This window comes from Streptomyces cavernae (assembly GCF_004023625.1).
GTDB lineage: Bacteria > Actinomycetota > Actinomycetes > Streptomycetales > Streptomycetaceae > Streptomyces > Streptomyces cavernae.
In genome coordinates, this window is record NZ_RPDJ01000045.1 from 12574 (window position 1) to 31299 (window position 18726).

At 72.2% G+C, this 18726-nt stretch carries 13 protein-coding genes and 1 pseudogene; 7 read left to right on the top strand and 7 right to left on the bottom strand.

Features of this window, described 5'->3' with window-relative positions; translation table 11 throughout:
* Nucleotides 1–72: 72 nt before the first annotated feature.
* From EF387_RS39180 to EF387_RS39195, 4 genes and pseudogenes are all read right to left on the bottom strand, one after another.
* Nucleotides 73–432 (bottom strand): annotated as a pseudogene (locus EF387_RS39180) (RICIN domain-containing protein); the annotation flags it as partial.
* A gap of 213 nt (nucleotides 433–645) precedes the next feature.
* Nucleotides 646–2166 carry an arabinosylfuranosidase ArfA gene (gene arfA / locus EF387_RS39185; protein WP_128381385.1) on the bottom strand — a complete coding sequence of 507 codons (1521 nt, stop codon included), beginning with the start codon at nucleotides 2164–2166 and terminating at the stop codon, nucleotides 646–648.
* A gap of 329 nt (nucleotides 2167–2495) precedes the next feature.
* A complete protein-coding gene (locus EF387_RS39190; RefSeq protein WP_128381386.1) occupies nucleotides 2496–3338 on the bottom strand; it encodes an SMP-30/gluconolactonase/LRE family protein in 843 nt (280 codons plus the stop codon).
* Nucleotides 3335–4108: an IclR family transcriptional regulator gene (locus tag EF387_RS39195; protein WP_128381387.1), complete on the bottom strand. Its 774-nt coding sequence runs from the start codon at nucleotides 4106–4108 to the stop codon at nucleotides 3335–3337. The genes EF387_RS39190 and EF387_RS39195 overlap by 4 nt, the downstream gene beginning before the upstream one ends.
* A 373-nt stretch (nucleotides 4109–4481) precedes the next feature.
* Here EF387_RS39195 and EF387_RS39200 point away from each other — a divergent pair, with 373 nt between their 5' ends.
* Complete coding sequence (locus EF387_RS39200) at nucleotides 4482–5468, top strand: L,D-transpeptidase family protein (protein ID WP_128381388.1); 987 nt, start codon at nucleotides 4482–4484, stop codon at nucleotides 5466–5468.
* A gap of 452 nt (nucleotides 5469–5920) precedes the next feature.
* Here the strand turns inward: EF387_RS39200 and EF387_RS39205 are convergent, their stop codons facing one another.
* From EF387_RS39205 to EF387_RS46880, 3 genes are all read right to left on the bottom strand, one after another.
* Nucleotides 5921–6316: a hypothetical protein gene (locus tag EF387_RS39205; protein ID WP_128381433.1), complete on the bottom strand. Its 396-nt coding sequence runs from the start codon at nucleotides 6314–6316 to the stop codon at nucleotides 5921–5923.
* 172 nt (nucleotides 6317–6488) lie between these two features.
* Complete coding sequence (locus EF387_RS39210) at nucleotides 6489–7709, bottom strand: PucR family transcriptional regulator (protein ID WP_202918510.1); 1221 nt, start codon at nucleotides 7707–7709, stop codon at nucleotides 6489–6491.
* A 26-nt stretch (nucleotides 7710–7735) separates the two neighbouring features.
* On the bottom strand, nucleotides 7736–7897 hold the full coding sequence (locus tag EF387_RS46880) for a hypothetical protein (RefSeq protein WP_155589813.1): 162 nt from the start codon (nucleotides 7895–7897) through the stop codon (nucleotides 7736–7738).
* Between the two features lie 339 nt (nucleotides 7898–8236).
* Between EF387_RS46880 and pgfA the strand changes: the two genes are divergently transcribed.
* The 6 genes from pgfA to EF387_RS39245 all read left to right on the top strand — a co-directional run bounded on the left by pgfA (nucleotide 8237) and on the right by EF387_RS39245 (nucleotide 18719).
* A complete protein-coding gene (gene pgfA / locus EF387_RS39215; protein WP_128381390.1) occupies nucleotides 8237–9214 on the top strand; it encodes a cell envelope lipid trafficking protein PgfA in 978 nt (325 codons plus the stop codon).
* Nucleotides 9215–9670: 456 nt separating this feature from the next.
* Nucleotides 9671–10828 (top strand): glycosyltransferase family 4 protein, encoded by a 1158-nt coding sequence (locus tag EF387_RS39225; protein ID WP_128381391.1) that lies wholly within the window; start codon nucleotides 9671–9673, stop codon nucleotides 10826–10828.
* A 253-nt stretch (nucleotides 10829–11081) separates the two neighbouring features.
* Nucleotides 11082–11840 carry a class I SAM-dependent methyltransferase gene (locus EF387_RS39230; RefSeq protein ID WP_128381434.1) on the top strand — a complete coding sequence of 253 codons (759 nt, stop codon included), beginning with the start codon at nucleotides 11082–11084 and terminating at the stop codon, nucleotides 11838–11840.
* Nucleotides 11837–16582 carry an alpha-(1->3)-arabinofuranosyltransferase gene (locus tag EF387_RS39235; protein ID WP_128381392.1) on the top strand — a complete coding sequence of 1582 codons (4746 nt, stop codon included), beginning with the start codon at nucleotides 11837–11839 and terminating at the stop codon, nucleotides 16580–16582. Before EF387_RS39230 ends, EF387_RS39235 begins: the two co-directional genes overlap by 4 nt.
* Nucleotides 16579–17892, top strand: coding sequence for a condensation protein (locus EF387_RS39240; RefSeq protein ID WP_128381393.1), 1314 nt, complete (start codon nucleotides 16579–16581; stop codon nucleotides 17890–17892). Before EF387_RS39235 ends, EF387_RS39240 begins: the two co-directional genes overlap by 4 nt.
* A complete protein-coding gene (locus tag EF387_RS39245; protein ID WP_128381394.1) occupies nucleotides 17889–18719 on the top strand; it encodes a class I SAM-dependent methyltransferase in 831 nt (276 codons plus the stop codon). The genes EF387_RS39240 and EF387_RS39245 overlap by 4 nt, the downstream gene beginning before the upstream one ends.
* Nucleotides 18720–18726: the final 7 nt, after the last annotated feature.

Consider the following 18726-nt stretch of genomic DNA (forward strand, 5'->3'; position numbering starts at 1 on the left):
AGACCCCATCGCACTCGGCCGACCCACAGCTCTTGCTGCCGCGGGTCGGCCGAGTGCGTTGCCGGACGCTGGCTACGCCGGATCCAGCCGCCACTGCCGGCAGTTGTTGTTCAGCCACGACCACTGCCGCACGTCGCCCCCGTTGGCGATGGAGCAGTTGCGACGTCCGCGACCTTGCCGGTGGCCTGGTTGACGATCCGCACCCCAGCCGGCGTCGGTGGTCAAGAACCGGAATCGCCGGCAGTTGTTGTTCAGCCAGGACCACTGACGCAGATCGGCCCCGTCGGCGGACGAGCAGTTCTCCGCGCCCAGCACCTTGCCCGTGGCGACGTTCACCAGTCTGCTGGTGTCGTCGCCCTGGTCCTCGATCCGCCACTTCTGGTTGTTGCCGCCGTTGCAGGTGTACTGGATGGCGTTGGCGCCGTCTCCGGACATCGACTCGGGTCGGAGCCGTAGATTCGCAGGGTTCGAACGTCAACGCCCTTTCACACGACGAACTTTTGGCATCGGGTTCTTCCGATGGCTCAGACGTCACCTGACGGACCGTCTAGACCGCGGCCGACGCACCGCACGCATCCAGGGACAGGCCCGCACCCGGCTCCGACTCCCGCCGGGCCGGGTGCGGATCCCCTCCTCCCCCTCGGGTCAGCCGAGCCGGATCACGTTCCAGGACAGCGGCTCCAGCACCGCGCTCAGGGTGCCGTCCCGCAGGGTCGTGCCGGTGACCGGGTGCGGGGCGATCCGCTCCGGGTCGTCGAGCGTGTTGCGCGCCTCGGGATCGGCGTCGGCCAGAGCGCTGTGCTCCACCACCGACGTCAGCTCCAGCCCGTTCAGGGCGACCTCCAGCGGCAGCGCGTCGGTCCGGCTGCGGTTGACGGCGAATACGGTCACCGAGCCGTCCTCGGCGCGCACCGCCGTGGCGTGCAGCAGGTCCGCCGTGCCGTACTTCTTCGTCTCGTACGTCGGTGAGTCCACGCGGACGTCGAGTACCTCGCCGCGCCCGTACTGCGAGGCCTGCGCGAACGGGAAGAAGGTCGTCTGCCGCCAGGCCGGGCCGCCCGGCTCGGTCATGATCGGCGCGATGACGTTGACGAGCTGGGCGAGACAGGCGACGGTGACCCGGTCGGCGTGCCTGAGCAGCGCGATGAGCAGCGAGCCGAAGACGACCGCGTCCATGACGCTGTAGTTGTCCTCCAGCAGCCGCGGCGCCTCGGGCCAGTCCAGCGGGTCGGACTCCGCGGACTGCTGCCACTCGTCGAGGTACCAGACGTTCCACTCGTCGAAGGAGAGGTTGATCTTCTTCTTGGACTTCAGCTTCGCGCCGACGTGGTCGCAGGTCGCGACGACGTTCTCGATGAAGGACTCCATGTCGACGGCGGAGGCCAGGAAGGAGTCGAGGTCGCCGTCGGTCGGCCAGTAGTAGGCGTGCAGGGAGACGTGGTCGACGAGGTCGTACGTCTCCGCCAGCACCGTCGCCTCCCACTCGGCGAAGGTGGGCATGGACTGGCTGGAGGAGCCGCACGCGACCAGTTCGACGGACGGGTCGATCTGGCGCATGGCCCGGGCGGTCTCGGCGGCGAGGCGGCCGTACTCCTGGGCGGTCTTGTGCCCGGTCTGCCAGGGCCCGTCCATCTCGTTGCCGAGGCACCAGAGCTTGATGCCGAAGGGGTCCTTGTCGCCGTGCGCGGCCCTGAGGTCGGAAAGGGCGGTCCCGGCGGGGTGGTTGGCGTACTCCTGCAGCTCCAGCGCCTCGGCGACGCCTCGGGTGCCCAGGTTGACGGCCATCATCGGCTCGGCCTGCGGGCCGACCTTCCTCAGGAACGCGATGAACTCGCTGAGACCGAAGCGGTTGGTCTCGGTCGACCGCCAGGCGAGGTCGAGCCGGCGGGGGCGCTCGTCGACCGGTCCGACCGAGTCCTCCCACTTGTAGCCGGAGACGAAGTTGCCGCCGGGGTAGCGGACGGCGGTGACGCCGAGTTCGCGGATCAGCTCCAGCACGTCCGTGCGCAGCCCGGCCTCGTCGGCCGACGGGTGGTCGGGCTCGAAGATCCCGGTGTAGACGCAGCGGCCGAGGTGCTCGACGAAGGAGCCGAAGAGCCGGGGATTGACCTCGCCGACGGTGAAGGCGGGGTCGAGGGTGAACCGGGCGGTGGTGGTACGGGACATGGGGTCCTTCCCTGGGCGGCAGGCGGGTGGCAGGCCTTGGGCCGGCGGGGGCAAGCGGGTGGCAGGCCTTGGGCCGGCGGGGGCAGGCCTCGGGTCAGCGGGGGCAGGTCTTGGGTCAGCGGGGGCAGGTCTTGGGCCAGCGGGTGGCAGGCCTTCGGCGAACGGGAGGGCAAGCAGGGGCAGGTCTTGGGCCAGCTGGGAGCAAGCGTGCGGCACGCGGGGGTGCGGGGGTAAGCGTGCGGCACGCGGGGGGGCAACCGTGCAGCAAGCGCTTTCTCGACAGGGGCGAGAGAGGGCCCGGGTGAGGACCGGGCCCTGCTGCGTGAACGTCAGCCCGCGAACGCCGGCTGCGGCAGTCCCTTTCCGGCGCCCGGCACCACGAGCACCGAGCCGGACAGCGGATGCGGCTCTTCCAGCCCCACACGAGCCGTCGTGATGTACAGGTCCGTCAGGTCGGCTCCACCGAAGGCACAGGCGGTGGGGCGGCGCACAGGAAGGGGCAGGACGCGGTCCAGCCGGCCGTCCGGGGTGTAGCGGCGGACCGCTCCGCCGTCCCACAGGGCGACCCAGACACAGCCGTCGGCGTCGACGGTCAGTCCGTCGGGGAAGCCGTGGCCCTCGGCGATCTCGGCCAGCGGCCGCCGGCCGACGGGAGCGTCGTCCACCATGTCGAAGACGTCGATCCGGCGGGTCGGCGAGTCGATGTAGTACAGCAGCCGGCCGTCGGGGCTCCAGCCGGTGCCGTTGCTGACGGCCACGTCGTCGAGGACGGGCGTCACCGTGCCGTCGCCGGTGATGCGGAACAGCGAGCCGCCGCCGGGCGCCTCGTCGTAGCGCATGGTGCCCGCCCACAGGGAGCCGTCGGCGGCGACGGCCGCGTCGTTGGCCCGGCGGCCGGGGACCGGCTCGTGGTGCAGCCAGCTGAAGCCATCGGGGCCGTGCAGACCCACACCGTCACGAAGGTTGAGGACGAGTCCGCCCCCGGCGCGCGGCTTGGCGGCGCCCACGTGCTGCTCGGTGGTCAGCACCGTGCGGCGCCCGGAGGCGGGGTCGTAGGTGTGCACCCGTGAGCTGAGGATGTCCACCCAGATCAGCCGTTGCCGTTCGGTGTCCCAGGTGGGGCCCTCGCCGAGCGTCGCGAACTCCCGTACCGCCACGTCGTACCCGGTCATGCCACGCTCCGGTGGCCGAGACGCTCGGACAGTTCGGCCGCGCCCTTGGCGGCGAGCTGCTCCAGCTCGACGCGGCGCTCGTCGCTCCAGCGGATCATGGGGACGGAGATGGAGAGCGCGGCGACCACGCGGCCGGTGCGGTCGTGGACGGGGGCGGCCACGCAGGAGACGTCCGGGTTGGACTCACGGCTCTCCACCGCGACGCCGCGTCGGCGGATCTCGTTGAGGGCCTCGCGCAGTGCGGCCGGATCGGTGATGCTGTTCGGCGTCATGCGGACCAGGTCCGCGTCGTCGGGGATGCGGGCGGTGAGTTCGTGCTCGGGCAGGGAGGCGAGGAGCATCTTGCCGACCGAGGTGCAGTGCGCGGGCAGCCGGCGCCCGGCGGCGGACACCATGCGGACGGCGTGCGTGGAGTCGACCTTGGCGATGTAGATGACGTCCGTGCCCTCGAGGATCGCCACGTGCACCGTCTCGTCGCAGGTCTCGGCGACCGACCGGGCGACCTGCTGGCCCTCGGCGGCGAGGTCGAGCTGCTCGGCGTATCGGCTCCCGAGCTGGTACGGACGCACACCGAGCCGGTAACGTCCCGGTTGTCCCGGAACCGGCACGATGTACGACCGGGCGGAGAGCGTGGTGACCAGTTCGTGCACGGTGGTGCGCGGCAGCTGCAGCTTGCGCACGATGTCGGGAGCCGACAGCGTGCCGTCCCCGTCCAGGAAGAGCTCCAGTATGTCGAGAGCCCGGGTCACGGCAGGTACTAGGCGTCCCACGACCGGCCCCCCTCCCTTGCGTCTGTGGTGACTGCGTTCGAGATTTCAACAGTCGATCGGCATGACGAACACAGGCTAGTCATAGTGGCCCGGACGGGCAATGGCCGGGTAACGGTGGGGTTGCGGGCGGGTGATGGGGCGCGCGAGCACGGATGCCACGGACACGCGCCCTTCATCCCATAAGAGATGTTCACTGCCTACCATCCCTTTCATGGTGTTTTTTCGCGCTGCTTGACCTGGCCTCTGCCGGGTGGCTAGAACCCGGCACGGTCTCTCTCCGCAGACATGCCGTGGCTGCCGGATGTCTCCGCGCGGCCGTCTCGTCGTGCCGTCGCACGGACCGCGGTAGCCGTTTCCCAGCAAGGAGCGCAGCGTGCAGTTCTTCTCCCGGCAGGCCCTTCTCGCCACTGCCGTCGTCGGCGTCCTGGCGCTCACGTCCGCCTGCGGCGGGCAGGACGACGGTCAGGACTCGGCCTCGGAAACGGTCGACGCGTCGCACGCGCCCGACGGGGTCTCCTTCGGTGACGGTGCCTCCGCCTCCCGCAGTGCCTCCGGCTCCCCGTCCGCGAGCCCTTCGCGTTCCGTCTCGCCGTCCCCGTCCGCGTCGGCCTCCGCCTCCGCGTCGGCCGCGGCGTCGGATGCCGCCGTGGGTACGGGCGGTTCCGGGAGCGGCGGTTCGGGGACGGGCTCGGGCTCGGGGACCGGCTCGGGGACCGGTACGAGTGCGGGTTCCGGTGGCGATGCCGCGGTTCCGGCGCCCGCCGCCCCCGACTTCCCCGTACCGGTGCAGGTGGGCGACGCCACCCAGCTGATCACGGTCAAGGCGAGCGGCTCGTACGCCACCGTGACGGCCTGGGCGAAGGGCTCCTCGGGCTGGAAGGCGCAGTTCGCCACGAGCGCGGGCCGGGTGGGTTCCAACGGTGTGACGGACGGGGCGACGCGACGGCAGAACACGTACACCACGCCCGGTGGCACATACACGATCACGGAGGGGTTCGGCCATGTGGCGGGCGGCACCGCGATGCCGTACCACGTGGTCACCGCCGACGACTGGTGGGTGCAGGACCCCGAGTCGAAGTTCTACAACCAGATGCACGGGGAGGCGGGTGCGGACTTCCCGCTCACCGAGGCCGGTGACCGCGGCAGCGAACACCTCATCAACTACCCCACCCAGTACGCCAAGGCGCTGGTCATCAATTTCAACCGCTGGCCCGCCGAACCGGGGCGCGGCGCGGGTATCTTCCTCCACGTCAACGGAAGCGGCGCCACGGCGGGCTGTGTCTCGATCCCCCGCGCGACCATGGACCGGATCATGGGCTGGATCAGGCCGTCCGCCCACCCCAGGATCGCGATCGGCTGACCCCGGCCGGGGGCCCGCATTCGGGCCGGGTCCTGCGCGCGGCACCCGGCCCGCACAACCTGCGCCGTCACCCTGCCAACAGTTCGCGCCACCCGCCCAACAGCCGACGCCACCTGGCCAACAGCCGACGCCACCCGGTCAACAACCGGCGCCGCCCGACCACAAGCAGCGTCACCCGACCACAAGCAGCGCCGCCCGACCACAAGCAGCGTCACCCGACCACAAGCAGCGCCGCCCGACCACAAGCAGCGCCGCCCGACCACAAGCAGCGTCACCCGACCACAAGCAGCGTCACCCGACCACAAGCAGCGCCGCCCGACCACAAGCAGCGTCACCCGACCACAAGCAGCGTCACCCGACCACAAGCAGCGCCGCCCGACCACAAGCAGCGTCACCCGACCACAAGCAGCGTCACCCGACCACAAGCAGCGTCGCCCGACACACAGCACGGCTCAGGAAGCCTCCTGCCGCGGCCGAGCCCGGCCGTGCAGAAGCAGATAGAAGGTCTGCAGCGACTCCTCGCGCCCAGCCTCGTAACGGTTCACGACCTTGCCCAGCGGATTCCACACCCGCCCGTCCCGCATCCGGACCCCGACCGGCTGCCCGAAGTACGCCCGCTGCTCGGCGTCGAAGTCCACCCAGACCGCCCCGGCCCGGCGCACCAGCACCTCACCGACGTACGCCCCGAGCCCGAACAGCGTCCCGGCTACCTGCTGCCGGTCCGCACCGCCCTTGCGCAGCCCGTCGACGAGGAAGTCGACGACCCGCAGGCTCGCGACCGAGTAGTCCAGCGGCAGCCGGTTCCTCGCCGTCACCCGGGTCACGAACCCCGCGGCGCACCGCCGCATCCCTTCCGCGGTCGGCACGTGCGTCTTTTGTCCGGGCATATCCCCCGCCCCTCCGTCTGCTCGCGGGAGAGCGGTCGTCCGCTCCCCCACCGACCAAGCGCAGCGGTGATCACAAACGTCACTGACGTCCTGGTGGTCGGGGACACGGTGCCTCTGCAGGGGCCGACGCCGGTCAGCGGTGGGCGCGTGGGGCGCCCAGTTCTCCGCGCAGGCGTTGGGCCCGTAACACCAGTTCCAGTTCGAAGCGGCGGTCCGGATCGTCTATTTCGTCGCCCCAGAGTTCGCGGATCTGGCGGAGCCGGTAGCGGACCGTCTGGGGATGGACGCCCAGGCGTGCGGCCACCTCGGGGGCGCCGCCGCGGGTTTCCAGCCAGGCCAGGAGCGTCTCCGCGAGGCGGCGGCCGTGGGTGGGGCCGCAGTGCGCCAGCGGGGCCAGGGAGCGCAGTGCCAGGTCGGTGATGAGTTCCTCGGGTTGCAGGAGGACCAGGGCCTCCGTGTGTTCCGTGCAGTGCAGGACCTCCCCTGAGGGCAGCAGCCTGCGTTCCATGAGGTCGACCGCCGCCTTTGCCCAGCGCAGCGACTTCGCCGCGTCCGCCAGCGGCACCGGCGGGCCGATCGCACCCGACCAGCCGGCGAGCGCCCGGTGCAGCAGCTCGGGGCGGCCCGCCGCCTCCGGCTCGGGCACCACCATGTGCGGCTGCTCGTACTCCATGTCGAGCAGCACGCCCTGGCCGACGGCCGGTGCCATCGCCTCCCGGGCGGGCCTGAGCAGCACCCCGACCGCGACCCGTTCCGGCAGCGGCCAGCCGATCCGGGCCGCCCGCTCGGCCAGCGCGTCCCCCGGATCACCCCGGTGGTGATCCGACAACAACAGCTCCACCAGGCGGCGTTGCAACCGCAGCCGTTCGCCCGCCTGCCGCGCGGCCGCCTCCGCGTAGCCGCGCACCGACTGGTCGACGAGACCGTCCAGGTACTCGTAGCCCGCGTCGACCAGCTCGTACATCGCCGGCGGCGGGATCTCCACGCGCTGGCCGATCTCCGCGAAACGGCGCCAGGCGAGCCGTACGCCCAGCCGGTAGATGGCCTGGAGGGAGTCCAGACTGCGGCCGTGCAGGCCCTCGCCGCGGCCGAACTCCTGGAAGACCTCCGGGTGGACGCGCGGGCGGCCCTCCGCGGCCTCCAGGTGTTGGACGAACACCTCGATGGCACGGCGAATGCCGACCAGGGCCATCGGCTCACCGGAGTCGTCGAGGACGACGGGCAGGTGCGGGTACTCGCGGCGGATCTCCCGCAGGATCTCCTCCGCGAGGGCGGGCGCCTCCGCCATCGCGAGCGCCGCGAACCGGCGCACCTGCAGGCGCGGAACGTCGTGCCAGGCCGAACGTGCGGTCATGGTCCCCGTTGCTCCGGCGGCCACGGTCACTGTCCCCGGCCTGCGGTCTCATAGGTGATGAGCGGTGTGTTCGGCTGTGCCGGCGTCGCCTCCAGGAGGGCGACGATGCCGAGGGCGGCGCCCACGGCGAGCAGTGCGGCTACCGCCACGGTCAGCGCGGCCGCATACAGTCTGGGCAGTCTGGGCATCGCAGGGTGCCTCTCCGTCGAAAGGTCGTCCCCACCCCGGGGTCAGGTGCTCCGTGCGAGCGCGATCGCGTGATCTCCCCACCGCACGGCACCGGCCCCACCCGAGCCGGGTCCCGCCACCGCGGAGTCGTCGTCCACCGCCGGCGTCCATCGCCGGGCGTCCACCCGGCGGGCGGCGCTGCGGAGGCAGACCTGACCCAGTTTCGGCAATGCATTGACACTCCGTCAAGAGTGCGCCTACGGTTCCCGGCCCATACCGCACGCGCACGTTCCCCCTCCTTCCCCCTCCCGTGTCGGCAGCCGCGCGCCATCTGTCGGCCCAACCCCTGGAGTGTCCGGATGCGCCGCACAGCTTCACCGATTTCCCTGGTCGTCCTGGGTCTCGGCGTCTTCCTGCTGGTCCTCGCGCCGATGCTCGCCTGGTACGTCGAGCCGAGGGCCGCGGTGAACCCCATCGACATCGACACGACCGCCGTCTACACCGGCACGGGCAGCGTCTTCGATCTCGAACAGGTCAAAACCGTGACCGATCAGAAGATCACCGTGACCCAGCGCGTCCGGGGCGACGTCGCCGACAGCGAGCGCAGTGGCGCGGCCGTCTGGGACGTGGTGACCAGCGTCGACACGGACAAGTCGCTGCCGGCGGCCGATCCGCACGACGCGCTCCTCTTCGAGCCGCACCGCTGGGTCTCCGACCGCAGGACCAACAAGCCGGTGCACTGCTGCCAGGAGAAGCCCTACTTCGAGGGCGAGGCGTATCTGAAGTTCCCGTTCGACGTGCAGAAACGCGCCTACCGCTGGTGGGACAACACCCTCGGGGCGCCGGTGACACTGAACTACCGCGGGGTCAAGAAGGTCCGGGGTTACGAGGGTTACCGCTTCACGGGCACGGTGGCCGCGACGAAGGTCGGCAGCCGCCAGGTGCCCGGCACGATCGTCGGGGAGCCGCAGCGCCCGCAGGTGCTCGCCGAGGAGTGGTACGCCAACCACGGAGTCGAGCTGGTCGTCGACCAGGCCACCGGCCGGGTGATCTACGCGCAGACCGGTCCGCGCCGGACCCTGCGCGCGCCGGGCGCCGACAAGGACGCGGTGGTACTGCTGGACAGCCGGAAGATCGCGTTCACCACGGAGACCCAGAAGGAGGCCGTCCGGCAGGCGGAGCGGGACAGCGCACAGCTGCGGGCGGTGGGTCGTACCGTGCCGGTCGGAGCGGCGGTCGCGGGCTTCGTCCTGGCCGCCGTTGGGGCCGTTTTGGTGGTACGCGGGCGCCGGCATCCCGATTCTTCCGAAACATCCCAGCAAACACTCACGACTTGATGAGGCGTCAGCTCGATAAACCGCGGAATTTGTCACGTCGGTGAGTAGCAGCTTCGTTGCGCTCGGCGAAAACTGTCGTCCTCCACCCGAGCACAGTCCGACCACAGCCCACCCACACCCCACCACACCCCGGCACTCCACCACCGCACGAAGGCCCCGCACCCCACCGCGGGCCCGCACCACCCCCACACCCCACACCCCAACGGGAGCAGCACCGTGCAACCCGTAGGACCCGCACGGCGCCACCCCACCGAACCGCACAGCGCGACCCCACAGTTCCGCACCGCGAGCCCCGCACGACCACGTCGGGAAACCCCAGGGAGATCCGCCTTGCGCGACCCTTCAGAGTTTCGCCGCGTGCCCCCATAGTTCGCCCAGCGGCCCGGGCCTCTCCGGTGCCGCACCGTGACCGACCCCCCACGGCAGTTCCGCACCCCGAGACGAGTTGGAGCACCCATGCCCCAGCACGTGCCTTCCTCGCTGCGAGCCGCGTCCCCCAGCCCCGCGCAGCACCGTCCGGCGCGTCCCCCACAGCCGCGCCGGATCGTATTCCTCGCCCATCGCGACCTCGCCAACCCGGCGGCAGGCGGTTCCGAACTCCTCGTGGACCGGCTCGCCGACGGACTGACCCGGCTCGGCCACCAGATCACGCTGCTGTGCGGCGGTCCGGCCTCCTACCGGGACTACCGCGTGGTGTCGGCGGGCGGCGACCTGGGGCACTTCCTGCGTGCCCGGTCGGCCTTCGCCCGTCAGGTCGGCGACTGCGACCTGCTGGTGGAGGTGTGCAACGGCATGCCCTACCTGGCCCCCCTGTGGCACCGAGGGCCGACGTTGTGCCTGGTCAACCACGTTCACACAGATCTGTGGGGCATGCGGTTCGGTGGCCCGCTGGCGCCGGCCGCGCGGCTCGGGCGAAGACTTGAACACTGGGCGCTGGCCGGTGCGCAGCGCGGGAACCTGCTGGTCGCCGTGTCGCCGTCGACGGCGCACGCGCTGCAGGCGATCGGGGTGCCGCGCGAGCGGATCCGGGTCGTGCACAACGGCGTCGAGGAGCCGGGGCCGCGGGCCGAACGCTCACCGGAACCGCTGTTCCTGGCGATGGGGCGGTTGGTTGAGTACAAGCGGATCGATCTGCTGCTGCGCCTGTGGGAACGGGTGCGGCCGGTGACGGGCGGCAGGCTGGTGATCGTCGGTGACGGTCCCGAGCGGGCGCGACTCGAGCAACTCGCCGGTCCCGGCGTGGAGTTCACCGGCCATGTGAGCGAGGCCGAGAAGCACCGGCTGCTGTGCGCGGCCTGGCTGCTGCTGCACCCCTCGGCGGTGGAGGGCTGGGGCCTGGTGGTCACCGAGGCGGCGGCCCGGCAGACCCCGGCGATCGCCTTCGACGTGCCCGGGTTGCGGGACTCCGTGCTGGACGGGCAGACCGGGGTGCTGGCGCGCGGCGAATCCTCGTTCGCGGCCGCGTGGTGCACCCTCGCCCTCAGTACGGAGCGCCGCGAGGCGATGGGCAAGGCCGCCCTCGACCATGCCGCCCGCTACCGCTGGAACCACACGGTCCGCCAGTTCAGGGCGGTGGCGGCGGAGGCGGTGGCCGCCGCGCCGCGGCAGGGGTGACAGCATGCCTCCCGTCGGCCCCGATCCCACACCGCACCACGGCGGTGGCACCCCTCCGAACGGCGCCCCGGCCCCGACGACGTTCAACGGCGCCATGAACGCGCCGACGTTGAACGGCGCCACCAACCCGCCGGCGCTGAACGGGGCCCCGGCCCCGACGACGTTGAACGGCGCCTCGCCCCCGACAGCGCTGAACGGCGGCGCGGCCGCACCGTCCTCGAACGGCGCTCCGACCGCACCGTCCTCGAACGGCATCTCGCCGAACCCCGGCCCCGCTCGCCCCACCCCTTGGAAGGACCCCTCCTTCCGTCGCTCCCTCGCGCTCTTCAGGGCCTTCCGGCGGGAGCAGGAGGATCCGGAGTACTGCTACTCCCTCCTCGCCCGGGACGCCGCCGACCAGGTCGAGGCGTACGGCGGTCCGGTGCGGGGCCGGACGGTCATCGACGTCGGCGGCGGAGGCGGGTACTTCACAGAGGAGTTCCGGCTGCGCGGCGCGCACGCGTACCTCTTCGAGCCGGACGTAAAGGAGTTGGGGACCGAGCCGCCGGCCGGCGCGGTGGTCGCCGACGGCTATCTGCTGCCGCTCGCGGACGGCGCCGCCGACGTCACCTTCTCCTCCAACGTCCTCGAGCACGTGTCCGATCCGCAGACGTTCATCAGCGAACTGGTGCGGGTGACCCGGCCGGGCGGACTGATCTACGTGTCGTTCACCAACTGGCTGTCCCCGTGGGGCGGTCACGAGTGGGCGCCCTGGCACTACCTCGGCGCCGAGCGGGCCCACGCCCGCTACCGGCGCCGCACCGGAAAAGCCCCCAAGCACACACTCGGCGAGAACCTCTTCGCCGTGCACATCGGCTCCACCCTGCGGCAGGTGCGGGCCCGTGACGACATCACGGTCGTCTCGGCCCGCTCCCGCTACTGGCCTTTCCTCGCGCAGACCGTCGTCAGAACGCCGGGCCTGCGCGAGTTCGCAACCTGGAACCTCCTCCTCATCCTCAGGCGGTGTCCATGACGACCACGGTCCAGGCTCCCCAGGTCCCACCTCCGGCGACGGTACGGCCCGCCGGAAGCACCCAGGGCCCCCCGCAGGGCCCGCGTTCACGCAGGTGGCTGCTGGGGTTCTGGGCCGTGGTGTTCGTGCTGTTCGCGGCCGCGCGCCCGGGCCGGATGACGTTCGACACGAAACTCGGCGTCGCCCTCGACCCCTGGCAGTTCCTGTCGGACCTCGGACAGTTGTGGCACGACCGGGGCGGCTTCGGCGGGATCGCCGACCAGTACGTCGGCTATCTCTTCCCGATGCTGCCGTACTACGGCCTGGCCGACGTGCTCCAGCTGCCGGTGTGGCTGGCGGAGCGGCTGTGGTTCTCGCTCGTGGTGTCCACCGCGTTCTGGGGTGCGCTGCGGCTCGCCGAGCGGCTGAGCATCGGCAGCCCGGCCTCACGGCTGCTCGGTGCGATCGCGTACGCGCTGTGGCCGGTGTTCACGATCGTCGTCGGCTCCACCTCGGCCGCCGCGCTGCCCGGCGCCCTGCTGCCGTGGGTGCTGCTGCCGCTGACGAACGACCGCTACAGCGCCCGGATCGCCGCGTGCCGCTCGGCGCTGCTCATCCCGTTCATGGGCGGTGTCAACGCGGCTTCGACGCTCGCGTCGCTGCTCCCCGTCGGCCTCTACCTGCTCTCCCGCCCGCCGGGACAGCGCCGGCGAAAGCTGATCGCCTGGTGGGTGCCGGGGGTGATCCTGGCGACGGCCTGGTGGGTGGTGCCGCTGCTGCTGCTCGGCGTCTACGGCGAGAACTTCCTTCCCTACGTGGAGACCTCGCAGACCACGACCGCCACCATGTCGGCGACGGAGACGCTGCGCGGGGCCGGGAACTGGGTCGCCTATCTGCACCTGGGCGAGGCGTGGCTGCCGGCCGGCTGGACCGTCGCGGCCTCGGTGGTCACGGTCCTCTGCTCGGCGCTGGCGGCCGGGCTGGGCCTCGCGGGACTGGCCCGGCGGGACCTGCCGGAGCGCCGCTGGCTGGTGCTGACCGTGCTGTGCGTCGCGGCTGTCACCCTGGCCGGGTACGGCGGTTCGTTCGGGGCGCCCTTCCACGGCGTGGTCCAGGACTGGCTCAACGGCTGGATCGTGCCCTTCCGCAACATCTACAAGTTCCAGACGGGGCTGGCGCTCGCGCTGGTCTTCGGGCTGATGCACCTGGTGGGCGTCGCCACGGCCGAGCGCGGGGCGCGCCGGGTCCGGGGCCGGAGGTTCGCACCGCTGATCGCCGCCGTCCTGGTGCTGCCGGGGCTCGCCTGGCCCTATCTCAACGGCTCGATCCTGCAGCCGGGTTCGTTCCAGGAGCTGCCCAAGTACTGGAAGACGACCGCGAGTTGGCTCGAGAAGTACTCCCCCGACTCGCGCGCCCTGGTCGTACCGGCCACCGCGCACGGCATCTACACCTGGGGCTCCCCCATCGACCAGCCGCTGGACGTGCTCGCCGAGTCCCGGTGGGCGCAACGCGACTACGTCCCCTTCGGCACCGCGGGCAACCGCCGGGCGCTGGACGCGGTCGAGCAGGCCCTGCTGACCGGCGGGGAGGTCCCGGGGCTGGCCGACTACCTGAGCCGCGCCGGCCTCTACTACGTCGTCGTGCGCAACGACCTCGACCCCGACCAGATGGGCTATGTGCCGACGACCACCGTCAAGCGCACGCTGGAGCAGTCGGGTTATGAGCGGGTGACCGGTTTCGGCCCGCTGATGACCGGCGGGCGGATCGCGGAGGACACCCCGCTGCAGATCGAGGGGCTCTACCCACGGCAGCGGGCGGTGGAGATCTACCGGCCGACGGGCGAGGACGTACGGCGGCCCGGGCAGGCCGGACTGTATCCGCTCGCCGACACCGCCGTCGTCTCCGGCGGGCCCGAGGCGCTGCTGCCGCTGTCCGCCGATCCCGCGATGCGCGGCCGGGCCGCGGTGCTGACCGGGGACAACCATCCGGGCCTCGGCAGCCCGCAGGTGCAGGCGGTCGGTGACGGGCTGCGCCGGGCGGACACCCGGTTCGGCCTGATCAACACCAACACCTCGTACACCTACACCGCGGGGCAGCGCAACGACAGCGACGCCTTCCAGGACGCGGGCGAGAAACCGCGCCAGATCCTGCCGGTCAAGGGGCTCGAGCACCAGACGGTGGCCGAGTTGCGCGGCGCCCGTTCGGTGACGGCGTCGTCCACCGGCAGCTGGCTGTTCTACCTGCCGCAGTACGACCCGGTGAACGCCTTCGACGGCAACCCGGACACCGCCTGGGTGGAGGGCGCGGCGGACTCGGCCGACGGGCAGTGGATCCGGATCGCGTTCAACGGTTCCGTCGACGTCCCGTCCTCGTTCAAGGTGACCCCGCTGCCGCAGGACTCGGTGCGTTCGGCGCCGACGCGGATCCGGGTGGAGACCGAGCAGGGCTCCGTCAGCAGCTATCTGCTGCCCAACGGCAAGACGCAGAGCGTCAAGGCCCGGGCCGGGAACAGCGATTGGCTGAAGATCACCATCCTGGAGTCGGAGGAGCGGCACACCGGGCTGGCCGGTGCCGGCTTCTCCGAGATCGACCTGCCCAAGGTGCAGGTGACCCGGATGCTGCGACTGCCGACCGACGCGAACGGCACCGACGCCGGCGCCGAGGTCGTCTCCCTGCACCGTGCCGCCGACCCCGGCGGGCTGTCGCCCACCGGCACGGAGGCGGGCCTGCACCGGCGGTTCACGACGACGCCGGGCACGTACCAGGTGAAGGCGAGCGCGGTGCCGGTGCCGAGCGCGGAACTGGACAAGCTGCTGTACGACGTCGCACCGGAGCAGCAGCGGCGGATCACGGCGAGCGCCGACTCCACGGCCGAACTCGGCACCAGCATCTCGGCGCGCAACCTGACCGACGGCGATCTGACCACCGCGTGGATCGCGGGGGACCGCCCGACCATCCGCCTCAGCTGGCCCGACAAGCAGGCGGTGGGCGAACTCGTGCTCGCCCCGGCGGGCGGCCTGTCGACCCGTCCCACCAAGGTCGAGATCAGCTCTCCGGACGGCGCGGCGACCGCCGGGGTCGACGAGAACGGCGTGGTCCATTTCGCCCCGATCACCACCGACCGGCTGGACGTCACCATCACCGAGACGGCGCCGCTGACGCTCCACAACCCGATGGCCGACGAGGCCCTGCAACTGCCGGTCGGGCTGACCGAGGCGTACATTCCCGCCCTCGACCAGTACCGCACCCCGCAGCCCCGGGCCGCGCGCACCTTCGAACTCCCCTGCGGAGAGGGCCCGTTGCTCGCCGTGGACGGTGAGCTGTACCAGACGAGCGCTAAGGGCACGGTCGGAGACCTCGTCGACCGGCGGCCGATCGATGTGACGCTCTGTCAGCAGGGGCGGGCGGACGCGGCGTTGTCCCTGGGCGACGGATCGCACCGGGTGGAGGCCGGGGACGCGGGCCCGCTGGCCGTGACGGACGTGACACTGACCCGCGGGGTCGTTTCCACCCCCACCGCCAACACCCGCGAGCTGCGGGTGCGGGACTGGCTCGGCGACCGCCGCGAGCTGACGGTGGGCGCGGGCGCGGCCTCGTACCTCACGACGTACGAGAACATCAACGACGGCTGGAAGGCCACCCTCGACGGCAAGGAGCTCACCCCCGTCCGGCTCGACGGCTGGCAGCAGGGCTGGCGGATCCCGGCAGGCAACGGCGGCACGATCCAGCTGTCGTACGAGCCCGCCACCCTCTACGAGGCCGGGCTGGTCCTCGGCGGGGTCGGGGTGGCCGCCCTCGTCGGGCTGGTGCTCTTCCGACGCCGCTCGCCCAACCCGGACGGCGCCTCGCCCGTCCCGCCGGGGCCGGGACTGGTGCTCGGCACGGTGGCGCTGACGCTGGTCGGCGTGGTGATCGCCGGGTTCCTCGCGCTGCTCGTCCCCTTGCTGGCGCTGCTCGCGTGGCGGCGGCACGCGCTCTTGGTGCCGATCGCGTTCCTCGCCCTCACGGGTGCCGGGATCGCCGCGGTGACGGGCGCGGGTTCGCCGGTCGCGGCAGGGGAAGGGGCATTCGGTCCGCCGGCCCAACTGCTGGCCCTCATCGGACTGTTCGCCGCGCTGGTCAGCGTGGGCACGGATGCCGTGCGGCGGCGGGACGTGGCCACCGCGGGCCCGGGCCCCGACGGGACGGTGGTACTGCCCGCGGTACCCCCACCGCCGGCGCCGCCGCCGCTGTCCGAGCCCCCGTCTTCGGAGGCCCCCACGGAGCCCCTGCCCCAACGCATCCGCGAGACGAGCGGGCCGAAGACGGAGTCCGCCGGCGCGGAACCGGGTCCCCCGGGACCCAAGGCGGCGACGTCCGCCGGGACGGAACCCGGCCCGGGACCCAAGGCCACCTCCACTGACAGGAAACCAAGCCCGGCACCCAAGGCAACGTCCACTGACACGACACCCGGCCCGGCACCCAAGGCCACGTCCGCTGACACGACACCCGGCCCGGCACCCAAGGCCACCTCCGCTGACAGGAAACCAAGCCCGGCACCCAAGGCAACGTCCACTGACACGACACCCGGCCCGGCACCCAAGGCCACGTCCGCTGGGACGGAGCGCGCCGGGACGGAGTCCGACGACGACGCCGTCGAGTCCAGCCCCACCATCTCCGCCCGCGGCCCCGGCCAGGAGCCCCTGCCGCCCGCCGTGCCGGTGCCGATGCGCAAGCCCAAGTGCCAGGTGTCCGACGACTCGGGGGAGGGCGACGTCCGATGACCGCGCTGGAGCAGCCGGCGCACGCCGCCGCGGAAGGGCCGGTGCGTGTTCCGTTCCCGGTGGTCGACGAAGTGGCCCGGCACTGCCTTCAGGAGGAAGAGCCGGAAACCGTCCACATCGAGGTGCACCTGCCGGGACGCCTCGACGTCGGCCGGCTGCGCAAGGCCTTCACCGAGGCCCTGCACCGGCATCCGCGCATCCTGATGCGGGAGGCCCGGGGGCCCTGGTACCGCCGCCGCTACGAGTGGGAGCTGACTCCCGACCCCGACGTGGACGTCGTCTCCGTACCGCCCCCCGACCGGGACGCGCTGAAGCACGCACGGGACCGGGCCCTCGCCACGGCGCCACCGCTCACCGCGTCCCCGCCGATCCGTCTGGAGGCCGTCGCCGACGGCGCCTCCGCCGTGGGTGCTCGATCGGGCGGAGACGTCCTCTTCCTCACCATCAACCACACCGCCCTGGACGGACCGGCCTGTCTCAGGGTCCTGGCGACGGCCGCCGAACTCTACGGCGGCCGGGACAACTCGCCCACGGCCCCTCCGGTACGCACCCCGGACACGCCCCAGTCCCCACCCGACACCCCCGCCACCTGGTCACCACCCGCCCGGGTCGCCCACGGAACCCCCGAACCCTCCCCCGGCAACGGCATGCTCGTCACGGAACTGCTCGTCCCACGCCGGCCCAAGGGCGCCCCGTACACGGTGAACGACCAGCTCATGGCCGCCACCGCGCTGATGCTCGCGCACTGGAACCGGGAACACGGCGCCCGCCCGCGCCCGATGCGCATCACCATGCCGGTGGACGACCGCCCGCGGGGCACCGACATGCCCATCGGCAACGGCACCCGGCTCGTCGAAGTGCCCTTCGCGCCCGAGGAGCTGGACGCGGACCGCATCCCCGAACTGCTGCGCCGCACGGCCGCCCGCACCCGCGCCCTGAAGTCCCTGCCGCGCCCCCAACTCGGCCACGGTGCAGCCCTGTTGACGGCACCCGTGGTGCCCGTTGCCTGGCGGGCCGCCGTCACCCGGGGGCTGCGCCGGGCCGCCGCACCCTGGACCTCCACCACCCTCCTCAGCAACATCGGCCGCATCCCCTACCCGTTGGACTTCGGCGACGCGGGCCGGGCCCAGGCGGTGTGGTTCTCGGCGCCGGCCCGGATGCCCCGCGGACTGACCGTGACCACCGCCTCCACCGCGGGCCGCCTCCATCTGGCGCTGCGCTGGTCCCGCACCCTGCTCAGCCACGGCGACGGCGCGCACCTCCGCGACCTGTTCGAGCACTACCTCCACGCCACGCAGGAGGGCCCATGACGAGGGCATCGACGACGGCATCGGCGAAAGCATCTACGACGGCTTCGGCCAAGGCATCGACGGCGACTTCCGCCGAGGCATCGGCGGCCGACGCGGCCACATCCACCGCGCCCCGCCACGACCTGCGCGATTTCTACGAGAACCCGGCCGTCCCCGTCGCCTCCGGCACTCCGCGCAGCCTGCGCCAGGCCCGGATGCTGGCGGAGGCGCTGGGCCCGGCGAGCGCCGGCACCCGCACCGTCGTGGACATCGGCTGCGGTGACGGCACCGCCGCGGCCACCGCCGCCCCGCTCCTGAGAGGTCACCGCATCGTCGGTGTCGACTGGTCCCAGGACGCCCTCCGCCGCGCCCGCACCCGCATCCCGTACGCGATCCGCGGCGAACTCACCGACGGCGGACTGCCTTTGCAGACCGGTGCGGCGGACGCGGTCCTGTTCAGCGAGGTCGTCGAGCACCTCGTCGACCCGGACGGCGCCCTGGACGAAATCCGCCGCGTCCTGCGCCCGGGCGGACATCTGATGCTGTCCACCCCGAACCTCGCCGCCTGGTACAACCGGGCCCTGCTGATGGCGGGCGTGCAGCCGGTGTTCTCCGAGGTGAGCCTGCGCGCGATCCACGGCCGCCCGGGGCGCGAGGTCGTGGGCCATCTGCGGCTGTACACCGCCCGCGCACTGCGGGAGTTCGTGTCGGCGGCGGGTTTCGAGGTGGTACGGCTGAGGGGGGCGCCCTTCCACGGCGTACCCCGTCCGCTGCGCCCCCTGGACCGGCTGGCCTGCGCCGCCCCCGCCCTGTCCTCCATCCTGCTCCTGCACGCTCGGAGGACGTGAGCCATGT